At 70.9% G+C, this 16488-nt stretch carries 11 protein-coding genes; 8 read left to right on the top strand and 3 right to left on the bottom strand.

Features of this window, described 5'->3' with window-relative positions:
• Positions 1–123 precede the first annotated feature (123 nt).
• Complete coding sequence (locus tag AB0P07_RS30515) at positions 124–1371, bottom strand: N-acetylmuramoyl-L-alanine amidase (RefSeq protein ID WP_365556241.1); 1248 nt, start codon at positions 1369–1371, stop codon at positions 124–126.
• 139 nt (positions 1372–1510) lie between these two features.
• Between AB0P07_RS30515 and AB0P07_RS30510 the strand changes: the two genes are divergently transcribed.
• The 6 genes from AB0P07_RS30510 (at position 1511) to AB0P07_RS30485 (ending at position 11766) form a co-directional block, all read left to right on the top strand.
• Positions 1511–2275: a TIGR03089 family protein gene (locus AB0P07_RS30510; RefSeq protein WP_365556239.1), complete on the top strand. Its 765-nt coding sequence runs from the start codon at positions 1511–1513 to the stop codon at positions 2273–2275.
• Between the two features lie 642 nt (positions 2276–2917).
• Complete coding sequence (locus AB0P07_RS30505) at positions 2918–4108, top strand: LCP family protein (RefSeq protein ID WP_365556237.1); 1191 nt, start codon at positions 2918–2920, stop codon at positions 4106–4108.
• A gap of 266 nt (positions 4109–4374) precedes the next feature.
• Complete coding sequence (locus AB0P07_RS30500) at positions 4375–6084, top strand: LCP family protein (RefSeq protein WP_365556235.1); 1710 nt, start codon at positions 4375–4377, stop codon at positions 6082–6084.
• Positions 6085–6337: 253 nt separating this feature from the next.
• Positions 6338–8050: an LCP family protein gene (locus AB0P07_RS30495; protein ID WP_365556233.1), complete on the top strand. Its 1713-nt coding sequence runs from the start codon at positions 6338–6340 to the stop codon at positions 8048–8050.
• A 208-nt stretch (positions 8051–8258) separates the two neighbouring features.
• Complete coding sequence (locus AB0P07_RS30490; protein ID WP_365556276.1) at positions 8259–9983, top strand: LCP family protein; 1725 nt, start codon at positions 8259–8261, stop codon at positions 9981–9983.
• A 76-nt stretch (positions 9984–10059) separates the two neighbouring features.
• Entirely contained in the window at positions 10060–11766 is a 1707-nt protein-coding gene (locus AB0P07_RS30485; RefSeq protein WP_365556231.1) for an LCP family protein, read from the top strand.
• 15 nt (positions 11767–11781) lie between these two features.
• On the opposite strand, the gene AB0P07_RS30480 is transcribed toward AB0P07_RS30485, so the two are convergent.
• On the bottom strand, positions 11782–12837 hold the full coding sequence (locus AB0P07_RS30480; RefSeq protein ID WP_061444364.1) for a glycosyltransferase family 2 protein: 1056 nt from the start codon (positions 12835–12837) through the stop codon (positions 11782–11784).
• Positions 12838–13124: 287 nt separating this feature from the next.
• Between AB0P07_RS30480 and AB0P07_RS30475 the strand changes: the two genes are divergently transcribed.
• Entirely contained in the window at positions 13125–14501 is a 1377-nt protein-coding gene (locus AB0P07_RS30475; protein WP_365556228.1) for an LCP family protein, read from the top strand.
• 18 nt (positions 14502–14519) lie between these two features.
• Here the strand turns inward: AB0P07_RS30475 and AB0P07_RS30470 are convergent, their stop codons facing one another.
• On the bottom strand, positions 14520–15794 hold the full coding sequence (locus tag AB0P07_RS30470) for an LCP family protein (RefSeq protein WP_365556226.1): 1275 nt from the start codon (positions 15792–15794) through the stop codon (positions 14520–14522).
• A gap of 119 nt (positions 15795–15913) precedes the next feature.
• Here AB0P07_RS30470 and AB0P07_RS30465 point away from each other — a divergent pair, with 119 nt between their 5' ends.
• Complete coding sequence (locus AB0P07_RS30465) at positions 15914–16480, top strand: acyl-CoA thioesterase (protein WP_061444361.1); 567 nt, start codon at positions 15914–15916, stop codon at positions 16478–16480.
• Positions 16481–16488: the final 8 nt, after the last annotated feature.

Here is a 16488-nt window from a genome sequence, read left to right as displayed (position 1 = left end):
ACTGTCTTTCGGCGGGCCAGTGTATGCAGACCGTTCCGTGGTGCTTTCGAGGACCGTGCGGCGGCGTGCCCCCATCGGTCCGTACGCCGGTGCTCGTCGGCCCTCGTCGGTCCTCGGCCGGCCTCAGCGGCCCTGGTACGCCGCCGCCTTCGCACGGGCCGTGCCGAGCTTGGCGTAGAGCCTCTTTCCGGGGCAGTTCGTGGCGAAGCCGTCGCGGTGACCGGAGATGACGTTCAGTCGTACCTTCCTGCCCTTTGGGTAGAGGTTGCCACCCCCGGACTTGAGGTATGTCTTCCCGCGCGGATTCATGCCGTAGAGCCCGACCTTCCACGCGGTGAGCCGGGCGATCGCCTTCAGCGCGGCCGACGACGGCTTCTTGGAGCTGTAGGTGCCGAGTACGGCGATGCCCGTGCTGTTGGAGTTGAACCCCAGGGTGTGGGCGCCCAGTACGGGCTTGGACACGCCGCCCGCCCGGCCCTCGTAGACGTTTCCGCACTTGTCGACGAGGAAGTTGTAGCCGAGGTCGCGCCAGCCCATGCTCTTGACGTGGTAGCGGTAGATACCGCGGATGACCGACGGCGCCTGTGAGCAACGGTAGTTGTTGCCGGTGTCCGAGTGGTGCACGAAGGCCGCCTTGACCTTCTTCGTGTACACGAACCCCTTCTGGCGCAGCTTCTCGTCGGCGCCCCAGCCGTGACGCGTGGTGATGCGCGGGCGGGGGCCGGCATGCGGCCTGGTCTTCTGCCCGGCGGGGAGCACGGCGGGTTCGGTGGCCTCGCTCCGCGCGCGGTTCGCCGGCGGCGGGGCGTCCTCGCCGGGGTCGACCAGTTCGAGGCGCAGGCCGGTGGGGAGCCGCGGGACGGCCGGAGCGGTCCGGGCGGCCGCCGGAGCGTCCTCCGCCCGGACCCGCACCTCCACGCCGTCGGACTCGCCCACCCACAGCGGTGCAGTGGCACCGCGGACGCGGCCCGAGGTGCTCTCGGGGGTGCCGGGGTCGGCGGCGTGGTCGGCGTTGTGGGTCTCCAGCTCCCGCCATCCGGACCAGGCGCCGGTCGCGGTGGCCCGGGTTCGGACCTCGGCGCGGCCGTGGAGTTCGGTGGCGGGGTTGTCCCAGACGACGCCGACGAGTGAGAAGTGCCGTACGTCCCGGCGGGGCAGGCCCTGTTCGGCCGCGCCGGGTGCCCGGTCGTGGGCGAGGGGGGCGAGGGCCAGAGACTGGGTGCCGCCCGGGGCGTAGGTCTCGGGCCGTGCCGTCGGGCTCGTCACGGACGGTGCCGAGGAGGAGGTGGTCGCTGCCGCGGGCGGGGCGAACGGGAGGGCCAGGGCCGCCGCGCATGTGACACCGGTCGAGGAAGCTAGGAATCCACGCATGCCCCTGATTCTGTACATCATTGGACAAACATGTCTATTTGAGATCTGACGGGCCGTAGGGTTCTCTCACGCGATCCGGTGGTGGCGCGGTGCGCCGTGTGCTCGGTGCGCGTCGCGCGGCCCGCGTACGCTTGTCCGGGTGAACGCGACCGACCGCACCCCTGCCGACCTGCTGAGTTCCGCGCTCGCCGCGGACCCGGGACGCCCCCTGGTGACCTTCTACGACGACGCCACGGGCGAACGCGTCGAACTGTCCGTGGCCACCTTCGCCAATTGGGTGGCCAAGACCGCCAATCTCCTCCAGGACGAACTGTCCGTCGAACCCGGCGACCGGGTCGCGCTGCTGCTGCCCGCGCACTGGCAGACGGCGGTGTGGCTGCTGGCGTGCGCGTCGGTGGGCGTCGTCGCCGATGTGGCGGGCGACCCGAAGGCGGCGGACGTGGTCGTGAGCGGGCCGGAACCGGAGTCGCTGGAGGCGGCGCGGGCGTGCTCCGGTCCGCGGATCGCGCTGGCGCTGCGGCCGCTCGGGGGGCGGTTCGCGCCGGCGGCGCCGGAGGGCTTCGCCGATTACGCGGTGGAGGTGCCGGGGCAGGGGGACCGGTTCGTGCCGTACGCGCCGGTGGACCCGGAGGCGCCGGCGCTGATCGTGGCCGGGCGGGAGTTCAGCGGGGCGGAGGTCGTGGAGCGGGCTCGGGCGGAGGCGTCGGGGCTGGGGCTCACGGGGCCGGGGGCGCGGATTCTGTCGGGGTTGCCGTACGACACGTGGGAGGGGTTGAGCGCGGGGTTGTACGGGCCGTTGGCTTCGGGAGGGTCCGTGGTGCTGTGCCGGCATCTGGAGCGGGCGGGGGCGGATGTGGTGGATCAGCGGATCGAGGCGGAGCGGGTTTCGGTGACGGCGCGGTGAGGTTTCCGCGGGGTGGTTGGTGAACCGGCGTCGAGGTGACACCGGGTAGGGCGGCGACCTGTGCCGGCCAGGGCCCGGCGTGCGTGCCGGCTCGGGGCGGGGCTCGGGGCCCGTCGGCGCGGAGCGGTGCGCGGGGCCCGGCGCCTGTGCCGACGCGGGGCGGGGCGCGTGGCCCGGCGCCTGTGCCGACGCGGGGCCCGGCGCGTGTGCCGGCGCTGCGGGGATGCCTCCCCCAGTGCCTGAACGGCCTGGGAGGTACCCCCAGCGCCCACCCGTGCCACCAGGCGGCACGAATGCCCGCAGCTTGGGGGGCTGACGACTGGCCGCAGCTCGGGGGCGAGCGAATGCTCGCCAGCTTGAGGGGGCCGGCTACGTCCGCAGCTTGGGGTGGGCCACTGCCCGCAGACCAGCCGGGGACGGCGCGAGGGCCCGCGGCCAGGAGGCACGGGCGACTGCCCGCAGCCTGAGGGGCGGGGACTGCCCGCAGTTGGTGGGCGGGCGGCTGCCCGCGGCTGGGGGGAGCGGACCAATGCCCGTGGGGGCGTTTCGGGTCGTGTGCCCCGTTTGGGCTAGTTCCGTGCTGTCCTTCGCGGTGCCCCGGGGCATGGTCGTAGCAGCGCGCGGGTGTGGACGGAGGCAGGCGTGGGCGAGGACGCGGGTACGGCGGCCTCCGGTGGGCAGCCGGGGCGCGGGGCGTCCGCGAGCGGCCGTGGGCTGAAGCGGCGGCGGCGCAGGCGGCGGCTGGGGATCGCCGGGATCGCGGTCGTGGTGCTGGCCGGGGGTGCCGCGGGCGCCGGGTGGGCGGTGTACGCCAAGCTGAGCGGCAACATCACGGCGGACGATGCGGCCGCCGCCGAACTCGCCCGGTACGAGAAGGAGCGGCCCACGGCACTGGTGGACGGCGCGCAGAACATCCTCCTGATCGGGTCGGACTCGCGGTCGGGTGCCGGCAACTCCCGCTACGGCCACGACTCCGGGACCGAGCGGTCGGACACCACGATTCTGCTGCACCTGGCCGCGGACCGGGACAGCGTCACCGCCGTCTCCCTCCCCCGCGACCTCATGGTGAACGTCCCGGGCTGCCACCGCCCCGACGGGTCACTCACCGAACCGGCGTTCACACAGTTCAACTACGCCTTCGCGGCAGGCGGTTCGGCGTGCTCGATCCGCACGGTGGAGAAGCTGACCGGCATCCGGATCGACCACCACGTGGTCGTCGACTTCGAGGGCTTCAAGGAGATGGTCGACGCGCTCGACGGCGTCGAGGTGTGCCTGCGCAAGCCGGTCGACGACAAGGACGCCAAACTGAAACTGCCCGCGGGCAGGGTGACGCTCGACGGGGAGCAGGCGCTCGGATACGTCCGCGCCCGGAAGTCGCTCGGGGACGGCAGCGACACCGACCGGATGGACCGGCAGCAGCGTTTCCTGGGGGCGCTCGTGAACAAGGTGCAGAGCAATGGCGTACTGCTGAATCCGGTGAAGCTGTACCCCGTACTGGACGCGGCCACGTCCTCGCTCACGACGGATCCCGAGTTGGCGAGTCTGCGCGGGCTGTACGACCTCGTGCGCGGGCTGCGCGGAATTCCCGCCGAGCGCGTGCAGTTCCTGACCGTCCCCCGGGAGTCGTACGCGGGCGACGCCAATCGCGACCAACTCGTGCAGCCCGGCGCCGAGAAGCTGTTCACCCGCCTGCGGACGGACGAGCCCGTGACGATCACGGCCGAGCGGTCGGACCCGAGCGGCGGTACCGGGAATTCCGGCGAAACCGGTGCCGCCGAATCCCCGGCGCCGACGTTCAGCGGGAACACCGCCGACGAGGACATCTGCGAGTAAAGCGCATTCCAAGAAGGGGCAACCGCGGGTGCAAGGTGGCTTGCGCGCGCGGACAATTGTCCGAGAAATGCGCCGGATTGCCCAGTTGTAAGGTTCGTGGAATGCGTCACTGCCGTCGCCCCGTGCCGGGCGGGACGGTTAGTGTGAGCGACCCGGTGTGCCCGGCCGCGGAGTTCTGCCCTGGCCACGCACTGAACTGACGTGAGTGAGACCGGGCGCCCGGAGGGGAGGGCGCCGCGTGGCCCCGACGGAGGATTCGGAAAACCGTGGACGCGCAAGGCCGTGGGCAGGCGGAGGACATCGACCCCGCAGACCAGTGGGTGCTCAATCCGGACACCGGCGATTACGAATTGCGACTGTCTTCTTCCACTCCGCAGTCACCGGTACCGGGGCCCCGCCGGGCCACGCCGGCACCGACTCCCGAGGTTCCCGCGCCGCGCCGGCGGCGTGCGACGCCGGAGGAACCGCCGCCGGGACGGCGCGACCGCCGGCGGCCGGCGAAGAAGGCCAAGAAGAAGTCGAAGGGCAAGAAGATACTGCTGTGGACCGGCGGCACGATGGCGTTCGTCATCCTCGCCGCCGGCACGGCCGGTTATCTGTATCTCCAGCACCTCAACGACAACATCGACTCCCTCCCGGACGACGGCGCGAGCACCGGCGGTTTCCGCAAGGACGAGGCGATCAACATCCTGCTGATCGGCACCGACAAGCGCACCGGCTCCGGCAACGACGGCTACGGGGACAAGGGCAGCGCCGGCCACGCCGACACCACGATTCTGCTGCACGTCGCCAAGGACCGCTCCAACGCCACCGCCCTCAGCATCCCCCGCGACCTGATCGTCGACATCCCCGACTGCCCGACCACGCAGGAGGACGGCAGCACGAAGGTCATCCCCGGGACCTCCGGCGTCCGCTTCAACCAGAGCCTCGGCCAGAGCGGCCGTACGCCCAGCTGCACCATGCGGACCGTCACCGAGCTGACCGGGGTCCAGCCCGACAACTTCATGGTGGCCGACTTCAACGCGGTCAAAACCCTGTCCTCCGCGGTCGGCGGCGTCAAGGTCTGTCTGGCGAAGGACATCGACGACCCCGACTCGCACCTGAACCTGTCGGCGGGTGAGCACCTCATTCAGGGCGAGGAGGCGCTCGCCTTCGTCCGCACCCGCCACTCCGTCGGCTTCGGCGGCGACCTGAGCCGTATCGAGCTCCAGCAGCAGTTCCTCAGCTCGCTGATGCGCCAGCTGAAGTCCAACGACACGCTCACCAGCCCGACGAAGATGGTGAAGCTGGCCGAGGCGGCAACCGACGCGCTGACCGTCGACGCCAAGCTGAAGGACATCGGCAAGCTGAAGGACCTCGGTCTGGAACTGGGCAAGCTCGACACGAAGAACCTGACCTTCGCCACCGTGCCGGTCAAGGACAACCCGGCGGAGAAGACACCGGTGACCGTCGTCCTCAAGGAAGAATCCGCCCAGCAGGTCTTCGACATGGTCAAGAACGACGTCTCCTTCACCGAGGTCAAGAAGAAGGAGAAGGAGAAGAAGAAAAAGGAGGACGCCGCCGTCGCCGCCCGCCTCGAGGGCGAGAAGTCCGACCCTTCCGAGGTCCGCGTCCGCATCCTCAACGGCGGCGCATCGTCCGGCAGCGCGGGGCGGGAGCTGACCTACCTCCAGAACGAAGCCGGTGTCACGAAGTCGGAGAACGCGGGCAACGCCCCCGCCGACATCGCCAGGACCACCCTGGAGTACGCCCCCGACCAGGCCGACCAGGCCCGCGCCCTCGCCGAGATCCTCGGCCTGTCCGGCGCCGCCATGAAGCCCGGCGAGAGCGTCACCAACTCCCAGGGCCTGCCCACCATGACCCTCACCCTCGGCAAGGACTTCAAGGGCGCCGGAGTCAAGCTCGACGCCACCTCCGCCGAGGCGCCGAAGGACCTCCAGAGGTCCACGGCGGACAAGGTCGAGTGCGCGAAGTGACCTGAGGGGCCCCACGCGCGTCTGACAGTACGACAGTCCATCGGTCGGCCGGTCGCCCATCGGCCGTCCGTCGGCCGGCCGGTCCCTCATCCGGCCGTCCGTCGGCCGGCCGTTCCGTGGGTCGACCGGCGGAGCGGTCCCCGGTGAACAATCCACCGGTCGCCGTACAGCCAACGAGGGGCTTCGTACGTCCAACTGTGCGAGCAGGTCGCGTGCGGGTGTGCGTTCGCAGGCCCGAGGGTGGGAGAGGGACATGACGCAGAGCAGTGTGCGCGGGGAGGGAACGCGACCGGACACGGTCCGGCACGCCCGCGGCCGGCGGGCCGGACGCGACGGCCGGGGCGAGAGCACCGGGGACACGGCCGGGCAGGGGGACCGGGGAGGGTCGCAGGGCCACGGCGGCAGGAACGGCAGGCGCCCCGGGCGGCGGCGCGCCGGACGCCGGCACCGGGTGCTGAGGTGGTCCGCGACCACCCTCGCGGTGCTGATACTCGGCACGGCCGGCGCCGGATACCTCTACTACCAGCATCTGAACGGCAACATCGACAAGGGCGAGCGCAGCAGCGGCGACTCCAAGGCGCACAAGACCGAGCCGAACGCGGCCGGCCAGATGCCCCTGAACATCCTGCTGCTCGGCTCCGACAGCCGGGCCTCCGACGCCAACGTCGCGCTGGGCGGCGGCAGGAACCACCGCGACAACCCGCCGCTCGCCGACGTGCAGATGCTGATCCACCTGGCCGCGGACCGCAAGAGCGCCGCGGTGGTGAGCATCCCCCGGGACACCCGGGTCGACATCCCCACGTGCAAGGACCCCGACTCCGGCAAGGAGTTCCCGGCGACCAACGACATCATCAACACGTCGCTGGCCCGCGGCGGCGCCGGCTGCACCCTGGCCACCTGGGAGAACCTGACCGGGGTCTACATCGACCACTGGATGACGATCGACTTCGCGGGCGTCGTCTCGATGGCGGACGCGGTGGGCGGTGTCGAGGTCTGCGTGAACCAGAACGTGTGGGACCGCCCGCTGCCCGGCGTGCCCGGCGGCTCGGGTCTGAAGATGACGAAGGGCTCGCACAAGGTCAAGGGCGAGGAGGCGCTGCAGTGGCTGCGCACCCGGCACGCCTGGGGCAGTGACCCGCTGCGGGCCCGGGCCCAGCACATGTACATGAACTCGATGATCCGCACGCTGAAGAGCCAGAACGTCTTCACCGACGCCGGTCGGCTGATGGACCTGGCGGAGGCCGCCACGAAGTCGCTGACGGTCTCCGAGGAGATCGGCACCGTCAAGAAGCTGTACGACCTCGGCACGCAGCTCAAGACGGTGCCCACGGACCGCATCACCATGACGACGATCCCCACCGTCGAGGACCCCGACGACAGGAACCACCTGCTGCCGGCCGCCGACGCCGACAAGATGTGGGCGATGCTCCGCGACGACGTGTCCTTCGACGACAACGGGACGAGGGGGAAGAAGGACGGCGGCAAGGACGCCACCGGGGACGGTGCCGCGGCGGACGGCGATGCCGCAAAGCCCTCCGACGAGCCCGCCGCAGACTCCGAGATCGGCGTCCTCGTCCAGAACGCCACCCGCTCGGCCACCCTGGGTCCGGTCACCGGCCGGGCCGGCGCGGTCGCCGGGACGCTGGTGGGCAAGGGCTTCGTGAAGGCGACGAAGGACACCTCGGCAGCGCTCTCCGAGGAGCGGACCGTCGTCCGTTACCCGAGCGACGAGCTGGCGGGCGACGCGCGGCGCGTCGCCGAGGCGCTGGGGATCCCCGCGAACGCGGTGCGCAAGTCCACGGACGTGTCCGGGGTCACTCTCGTCGTGGGAGCTGACTGGCGCGAGGGCGCGTCCTATCCGAAGCAGAAGACGCCCGAGGCCGGAGACCTGCCGGAGAGCAGCGACGCCATCAACGGCTCGGACACCAGCAAGTGCATGGACGTCTACAAGCCCTACCGATGGTAGGAGTTCATGAAAATAGGAGGGAATGCCCTGTTGTAGGGGTGACGATCGTGACACCGGAGTCGTTCGACGCCGAACCGGGCGGATAGTGTGAGCGCTCCGGTGCCCCCTGCCGCGAGGTCCGCCCTGGCGTCGTGCACTTGTTGACCTTTTTCTACCGTGCGCCTTCAGGAGAAGGTGCCGCGTGGCCCCGACGGAGGATTGGGAGAGCGTGGACGCGCAAGGACGTGGGCGGGCAGACGACGTGGATCCCGCAGACCAGTGGGTGCTTAATCCGCGTACCGGTGAATACGAACTGCGGATGTCCCCTTCCGGACCCTCCGCCCCCTCCGCACCGGAGTCGTCCGTCCCCGGCCCCCGCACGGCGGGCCGCCGCACGTCCGCTCCGGACCGCGAGGTGCCGCCCCAGCGGCGGCGTCGCCCGGAGCCCGAGGAGCCGGTGCCGGGCCGGCGCGGACGCCGGCCGGAGAAGAAGAAGTCCAGGGGCAAGAAGGTCCTGCTGTGGACCGGCGGCACCATGGCCTTCGTCGTCCTCGTGGCCGGCGTGGGCGGTTACGTCTACCTCAAGCACCTCGAGGGCAACGTGTCGACGACGGACGTCGGCAACGCCGGAAGCAGCAGCTTCAGCAAGGACGAGGCGTTCAACATCCTCATCATCGGCACCGACAAGCGCACCGGTGAGGGCAACGAGGGCTACGGCGACAAGGGCAGCGCCGGGCACGCGGACACCAACATCCTGCTGCACGTCTCCAAGGACCGCTCCAACGCCACCGCGCTCAGCATCCCCCGCGACCTGATCGTCGACATCCCCGACTGCGAGACCGTGCAGGAGGACGGGACGAAGAAGATCGTCCCCGGCTCCGAGGGCGTCCGCTTCAACCAGAGCCTGGGCGACCTCGGCCGGGACGCGGGCTGCACGATGCGGACGGTGACGGAGACGACCGGCATCAAGCCGGACCACTTCATGATGGCCGACTTCAACGCGGTCAAGACGCTGACCTCGGCGGTCGGTGGTGTCGACGTGTGCGTGGAGCACGCCGTGGACGACTCGAAGTCCCATCTCAAACTCCCCGCGGGCGAGTCCACGGTCGAGGGCGAGCAGGCCCTCGCCTTCGTCCGCACCCGGCACGCCTTCGGCAACGAGGGCGACCTGGACCGCATCAAGGTGCAGCAGCAGTTCCTGGGCTCGCTCATGCGGAAGATGTCATCCGGCGACACCCTCACCAGCCCCACCAAGCTGGTGAAGCTCGCCGAGGCCGCGACCAAGGCCCTCACCGTGGACAGCGCCATCGGCAACGTGGGCACGCTCAAGGACGTCGCCCTGGAGCTGAAGAAGGTGCCGCCGAAGAACATCACGTTCACCACCGTGCCGGTGCTCGACAACCCGGCCGAGAAGGTCAAGGCGACGGTGATCGTGAACGAGGCGAAGGCACCCCCGGTCTTCGACATGATCAAGAACGACATCTCCTTCACCGAGGTCGAGCAGGAGAAGAAGGCGAAGAAGAAAAAGGAGGACGCCGCCGTCGCCGCCCGCCTCGAGGGCGAGAAGTCCGATCCCTCGGAGATCAGGGTCCGCGTCCTCAACGGCGGTGCTCCCACCGGCAGTGCCCAGCAGGAGCTGAACTACCTCCAGACCCGGGCCGGCGTCGCGAAGTCGGAGAACGCGGGCAACGCCCCCGCCGACATCGCCAGGACCACCCTGGAGTACGCCCCCGACCAGGCCGACCAGGCCCGCGCCCTCGCCGAGATCCTCGGCCTGACGGGCGCCGCCATGAAGCCCGGCGACAGCGTCACCAACTCCCAGGGCCTGCCCACCATGACCCTCACCCTCGGCAAGGACTTCAAGGGCGCCGGAGTCAAGCTCGACGGCACCTCCGTCAAGAAGCCGGACCTGGACAACGCGTCCACGGCCGACCAGAAGCTGTGCGCCAGTTGACCTGACGGGTCTGTCGCACGTCTCACAGGACGGCGACAGGTCCGCGCGGTGGCGCGGGGTGGGGAGGGACGCGGAGATGACGCGGAGCAGTGTGCAGGGGGACGAGACGCAGGAGGGCGCGGCAGACGCCTCCGAGCGTGCCGGGACCGTCGTAGGGGACGGCGACAACGGTGTCGGCGACACGGCGGACGATGGTGCGGGCGACACGGCGGACGATGGTGCGGGCGACACGGCGGACGACGCCGGGGACGGCTCGGGGAACGACGGCGGGAAGCCCTCGGTGGCGGCCGCCCGTCCGCGCCGGCGCCGCCGCGCCCTGCGCTGGACCGCGGTGCTGCTCGCCGCGGTCCTGGCCGGCACCGCCGGGGCCGGTTACCTCTACTACGAGCACCTCAACGCCAACATCAAGCAGGACGCCCTGAACCTGGGCGACAACAAGGTCGCCGCGCCGACGCCCAACGCGGCCGGACAGACCCCGCTGAACATCCTCGTCATCGGCTCGGACGCCCGGGACAGCAAGGAGAACCAGCAACTGGGCGGTGCCCGCGAGACGTTCGGCTCCACGCCGCTCGCGGACGTGCAGATGCTGGTGCACCTGTCGGCCGACCGCAGCAACATGTCGGTGGTCAGCATGCCGCGCGACACCCTGCTGGAGATACCCAAGTGCACCGACCCGGACGACGGCACGGTGTACCCGGCGAGCGAGGGCCGGGTGATGACCAACCAGAGCCTCGGTCGCGGCGGTCCGGGCTGCGCGGTGGCCACCTGGCAGGAGCTGACCGGCATCCACATCGACCACTTCGTGATGGTCGACTTCGCGGGCGTGGTCTCGATGGCGGACGCCGTCGGCGGCGTCCAGGTCTGCGTGGACGCCAACATCCACTCGCGCGACAACGAGGGCCACGGCTCCGGTCTGAAACTCGAGAAGGGCACCCACCCGGTCAAGGGCGAGCAGGCCCTGCAGTGGCTGCGCACCCGGTACGGCTTCGAGGACGGCAGCGACCTCGCGCGGGCCAAGGCCCAGCACATGTACCTCAACTCGATGGTCCGGGTGCTGCGCGAGAACGCGACCCTCAGCAGCCCGAACCGGCTGCGCAGGCTCGCCGAGGAGGCCACCGGGGCGCTCACCGTCGACCCGGACCTGGACTCCGTCAAGAAGCTGTACGACCTCAGCGACGAGCTGCGCAAGGTGAAGCCCGAGCGCGTCACCATGACCACGATGCCCAACCGGTACGTGGGCGCCCGCGTCGAACCGACCGAGGACGCGGAGCAGTTGTTCCGGCTGGTGCGGGAGGACATCGCCCTGGACGGCAAGGACGCGAAGAAGAAGCCCGACGCGGAGCCGGAGCCCCCGGCCGACCCGGCCGCACCCGACGACGAGCTGGCGGTCCAGGTCCGCAACGGCACCCGCACGGACGAGCTGGGCACCGCCCCCGGACGTGCGAACGCGATCGCCGGGCTCCTGGTCGAGCGGGGCTTCACGAAGGCGGTCGCGGACCCCTCGGTGCTGCCGAGCGAGGACCGTACGGTGATCCGCTACCCGAGCGCCGACCTGGAGGGCGACGCACGGCGCGTCGCCGAGTCCCTGGGCATCCCGGCGAGTTCGGTGAAGCGGTCCACGGACGTCTCCGGCGTCACCCTGGTCGTGGGCGCCGACTGGCGCGAGGGCACGGCGTACAAGGCGCCCGGGAGCGACAACAGCACCCCCGAGTCCGCCCAGGCCCTCAACGGCGCGGACGACAGCGCCTGCATGCACGTGAACCCCGCGTTCACCTGGTCCTGAGGCGGTCGGGCCGGGTCAGCGGGCCCCGGCGGCGTCCGTGGCCCCGGTCTCCGGCCGCACCGCCGGGCGCCGCGAAGCGATGACCTTGCGCGCCAGCGACTTCGGGCTGGTCAGGAAGCCCCAGCCCCACGACATGTGCATGGTCGCCAGCGCCACCGGGATCTGCGCCCGCGCCTTCAGCCCGAGCCCCTTGCCCGCGGGCAGCGAGCCCGCCACGATCGCCGCGAGGTAGCCGCCGGGCACCACGAAGCCCCACGGGGTCAGCGCCGCGCCCACCACGACACCGGCCGCGATGGCGCACACGGCGGTCGGCGGGGCGAGGTAGCGCAGGTTGATGGAGCCGGAGTGGTAGCGGGCGACGACGTGCCGCCAACGGCCGTAGTCCTTGTACTGCTTGGCCAGCGCCCGCACGGACGGCCGGGGGCGGTAGGACACCTTCAGCTCGGGCGAGAACCAGATCAGGCCGCCGGCCTCGCGGATGCGGAAGTTCAGCTCCCAGTCCTGGGCGCGGATGAACTCCTCGTTGTACCCGCCCTGCCGCTCCAGCGCCTCGCGGCGGAACACGCCGAGGTAGACGGTCTCGGCGGGCGCCGCCTGTCCGCCCGTGTGGAAGGCCGCGTTGCCCACGCCGATCTTCGACGTCATCGCGGCGGCGACGGCGTCCTCCCAGGCGTTCTCACCCTCGGCGTGCATGATGCCGCCCACGTTCTGCGCGCCGGTCTCCTCCAGGAGCCGTACGGCCGTGGAGATGTAGTTCGGCGACAGCATGCCGTGGCCGTCCACGCGGACGACGACCGGGTGACGGGATGCCTTGATCGCGGCGTTCAGCGCGGCGGGGGTGCGGCCGGTGGGGTTCGGCACGGTGTGCACGCGCGGATCCTCGGCGACGAGCTCGGCGGCGATCTCCTCCGTGCGGTCCGAGGACGGACCGACGGCGATGACGACCTCCATCTCGCCGGCGTACTCCTGGGCGAGGATGGCGCGGACGGCGCCGCGCAGGTGCCGCTCCTCGTTGAGGACGGGCATGATCACGGAAACGGCGGGCAGCCGCACGTCGGACTTGGCGTTCATCGGTGCTCACGTTACCGCGAACGGGGGACACGGGTGCGCGCCGCGGGGGTCACAGCCCCGGGCAGCAGATCGTATGGGCCTACGGTGCTCACGAATCCCACGTCCGGCCGCACGCTCCACGCCCAGGTGCCCGTCCCCGCGGAGGTGTCCCCTTGCCCACGCCGCCCCGCTCGTCCCGGGCCCCGGCCTCGACCGACCGGGGCGGGCCTCCGTCGCAGCGCGGCGGCCCCCGGCCGTCCCGGCGTCCGCCGAGGCCCCCCGTACGGCGGAAGAGGCCGCGCTGGGCCATGCGGGCGGTGACCGCCATGTCGGTGGTGGTGCTCGGCTCCGCCGGGATCGGGCACGCGGTGCTGTCGAACCTGGACTCGGACCTCTCGCGGGTCGACGCGTTCAAGGACATGAAGAACCGGCCCAAGGCTGGCGACGGCATGAACGTCCTGATGGTCGGCACGGACGGCCGGGACGAGATCACCAAGGAGGAGCGGCGCAAGTACAAGCTGGGCGGCGCGCCCTGCCACTGCACCGACACCATCATGATCGTGCACATCTCGGAGGACCGGGAGCGCGCGAGCGTGGTCAGCCTGCCGCGCGACTCGTACGCCGTCACGCCCGGCCACACCGACCGGACCACGGGCGAGCACCACAAGGGGCACCCGCTCAAACTGAACGCCGCCTACGCCGAGGGCGGCCCGCAGCTGACCATCCGCACGGTCGAGAACATGACCCGCGTGAAGATCGACCACTATCTGGAGGTCGACTTCACCAGCTTCATGAAGACCGTGGACGTGCTCGGCGGGGTGAAGATCTGCACCGTCCAGCCGCTCAAGGACAGCTACACGGGGCTCGACCTCGCCCCGGGCACCCACACGCTGATGGGCGGGCAGGCGCTGCAGTACGTGCGCTCCCGCCACCTCGACGGCGCCTCGGACCTGAGCCGGATGAAGCGCCAGCAGCGCTTCCTGGCCGCCCTGATCGACCGGGCGACCTCCTCGGGGATCCTGCTGAACCCGCTGAAGTTCCGTGACGTCACCCGGGCCGTGCTGGGCTCGGTCCGCGCCGACGAGAGCTTCGGCACCGACGAGCTGCTGACGCTGGGGCGGGCGATGCGGGACTTCTCGCCGTCGTCGTCCGAGTTCACCACCGTGCCGATCGGGCAGATGGGATACAAGATCGAGGGCGTCGGTTCGACCCTGAAGTGGGACCCGGTGAAGTCGAAGCGGCTCTTCGACGCCCTGCGCGAGGACCAGCCGCTGGCCGCGCCGAAACCCAGACCGAAGGGGCCGGCTCCGGTGCGGGTCCCGGTGGACCCGAAGCAGATCCGGGTCCAGGTGGAGAACGGCACGCACACCTCGGGGCTCGGCAAGCGGGTGGACGACGCGCTGGCCGCGACCGGGTTCCGCACCACCAAGGCGCCGCGCAACGCCGGGGACCGGGCGGTCGAGCGGACCGTCGTCGCCTACGACCCCCGCTGGGACCAGTCGGCGAAGTCGCTGGCCGCCGCCCTGCCCGGCAGTGAGCTGAAGCCCGTGAAGGGCCAGGGCGCGACGCTGAAGGTGATCGCGGGCGCCGATTTCAAGAAGGTGGCGAAGGTGCGGCCGGCCGACCCGCCGCAGGAGTCGGGCACGGTGGTGCGGGGCGACGAGGTGGTGTGCGGCGACAAGTGAGGTCCGCCGTTCTCCGGCTCAGTTGCCGGAGACGGTGACCTTCTCGTCGTTCTTCAGCTCCTCCACGAGCTTCTTCACCTTGGCGTCGTCCCACTTGAGGTTGGAGCCGACGCTGCCCGAGATCGGCATGTTCATCGAGGTGCCCTCGCCGCCGCTGACGCTCTTCATCGCCCAGAACATGCTCGCCAGGTCGAACAGGCCCATGTCCTTGTCGACGATCAGGGAGTCCAGGCCGGCGCCCATGGTCGGGTAGAGCTTGAACGGGTTGAGGACCGTCGACGGGGTGGCCACCTGGCTCGCCAGCGCCGACAGGAACTTCTGCTGGTTCTTGGTGCGGTCCAGGTCGGAACCGGCCAGCGCGTACCGGGTGCGGACGAAGGCGAGGGCCTCCTCGCCGTTCAGGGTCTGCTTGCCCTTCTTGAAGTCGGCGCCGGACTTCTTGTCCTTGATGTCCTGCGGGATGTCCATCTCGACGCCGCCGACCGCGTCCACGATGTTCGCGAAGCCGGCGAAGCCGATCTCCACGTAGTGGTCCAGACGCAGCCCGGTGTTGTGCTCGATGGTGCGCACCAGCAGCTCGGGGCCGTCCTCGGCGTAGGCGGCGTTCAGCTTGGTGTGCCGGCCGGTGCCCGGATACTTCTTGCCGGACTCGGAGCCGACGAAGCTCGGGATCTCCACGTCCGAGTCGCGGGGCAGGGAGATCAGCGTCGACCCGTTGTCCCCGGTGTGCAGGATCATCATCGAGTCGGTGCGCTTGCCCTCGGCGGATCCGGTGTGCAGGTCCTTCTTCTGCTCGTCGGTCATGCCCTCGCGGCTGTCGGACCCGACGATCAGGTAGTTCGTGCCCTCGCCGGCCTCGGGCCGCTCGATGACCTTGGACAGGTCGACCTCGCGGTTGAGCTTGGAGTCGGCCCAGAAGTAGGTGCCCACGGTGGTGACGACGAGCACGGTCACCACCGTGATCGCGGTCCACTTGATCCGGCGGCGCCAGTTCGGCGCGGGCCGGTCCCGGAGCTGACGGCCGGGGCCCTGGCCGCCGCCACCGCCGCCGTAGACCTGGCCGGTGTTGTAGCCGCTGTCGTAGCCGTCGCCGCCGTACCCCTGACCGTCGGTGTACGACGGCTGCTGGGGCACCCCGGCGCCGTACGGTGGGGCCGACGGGCCCGGGCCGGGCGTCGCACCGCGGCGGACCTGACGCATCACGCGCGCGCTCTCGGGCCGTTCGCTCGCGCTGCCGCGCCCGTAGCCGCTGCCGCGGTTGTCACCGGACCATCCCTCGGGCCAATCATTCATGCGCCCAGTGTGCCGGGCCGCCCTGTGGGCGTTACAAGGTATGTCGGAAAATCGGGGCAGCGCTGTTGCGAACCCGGCACAAAATCACGCCGGTGTGGCTCCGGCATAAGGTGGAGGCCATGACAGACCAGGCAGAACAGGCCTCGGCCGCGCAGCCGGCACCCCCGGAGATCCCGGGCAAGCCGACCTCGGCCTCCCGCACCACCCTCAGCCACATCATGACGCACAGCGACACCAACCTTCTGGGGACGGTGCACGGCGGTGTGATCATGAAGCTTGTCGACGACGCGGCGGGCGCCGTGGCCGGACGGCACTCCGGCGGCCCCGCCGTCACCGCGTCCATGGACGAGATGGCGTTCCTCGAACCGGTCCGCGTCGGCGACCTGGTCCATGTGAAGGCGCAGGTCAACTGGACCGGCCGCAGTTCCATGGAGGTGGGCGTCCGGGTCATGGCCGAGCGCTGGAACGAGTCCACCCCGGCCACCCAGGTCGGCTCGGCCTACCTGGTCTTCGCCGCCGTGGACGCCGACGGCAAGCCCCGCACGGTCCCGCCGGTCCTCCCCGAGACCGAGAAGGACAAGCGCCGCTACCAGGAGGCCCAGATCCGCCGCACCCACCGCCTGGCCCGGCGCCGCGCGATCATGGAGCTGCGGGAGCGGCGGGTGGCCGAGGGGTACGAGGACTGACCTCCATA

Origin of the sequence: Streptomyces sp. NPDC085944 (assembly GCF_040686295.1) — a bacterium.
Taxonomy (GTDB): Bacteria; Actinomycetota; Actinomycetes; order Streptomycetales; family Streptomycetaceae; genus Streptomyces; species Streptomyces salinarius.
This window is presented reverse-complemented; position numbering and strand designations above follow the sequence as displayed.

What these genes read in the sequence shown, in the direction of transcription:
- AB0P07_RS30470 (WP_365556226.1), bottom strand. Translation starts at nt 15,794, where the DNA reads ATGAATGATTGGCCCGAGGGATGGTCCGGTGACAACCGCGGCAGCGGC.
- AB0P07_RS30475 (WP_365556228.1), top strand. Translation starts at nt 13,125, where the DNA reads ATGCGGGCGGTGACCGCCATGTCGGTGGTGGTGCTCGGCTCCGCCGGG.
- AB0P07_RS30495 (WP_365556233.1), top strand. Translation starts at nt 6,338, where the DNA reads ATGACGCAGAGCAGTGTGCGCGGGGAGGGAACGCGACCGGACACGGTC.
- AB0P07_RS30480 (WP_061444364.1), bottom strand. Translation starts at nt 12,837, where the DNA reads ATGAACGCCAAGTCCGACGTGCGGCTGCCCGCCGTTTCCGTGATCATG.
- AB0P07_RS30465 (WP_061444361.1), top strand. Translation starts at nt 15,914, where the DNA reads ATGACAGACCAGGCAGAACAGGCCTCGGCCGCGCAGCCGGCACCCCCG.
- AB0P07_RS30515 (WP_365556241.1), bottom strand. Translation starts at nt 1,371, where the DNA reads ATGCGTGGATTCCTAGCTTCCTCGACCGGTGTCACATGCGCGGCGGCC.
- AB0P07_RS30485 (WP_365556231.1), top strand. Translation starts at nt 10,060, where the DNA reads ATGACGCGGAGCAGTGTGCAGGGGGACGAGACGCAGGAGGGCGCGGCA.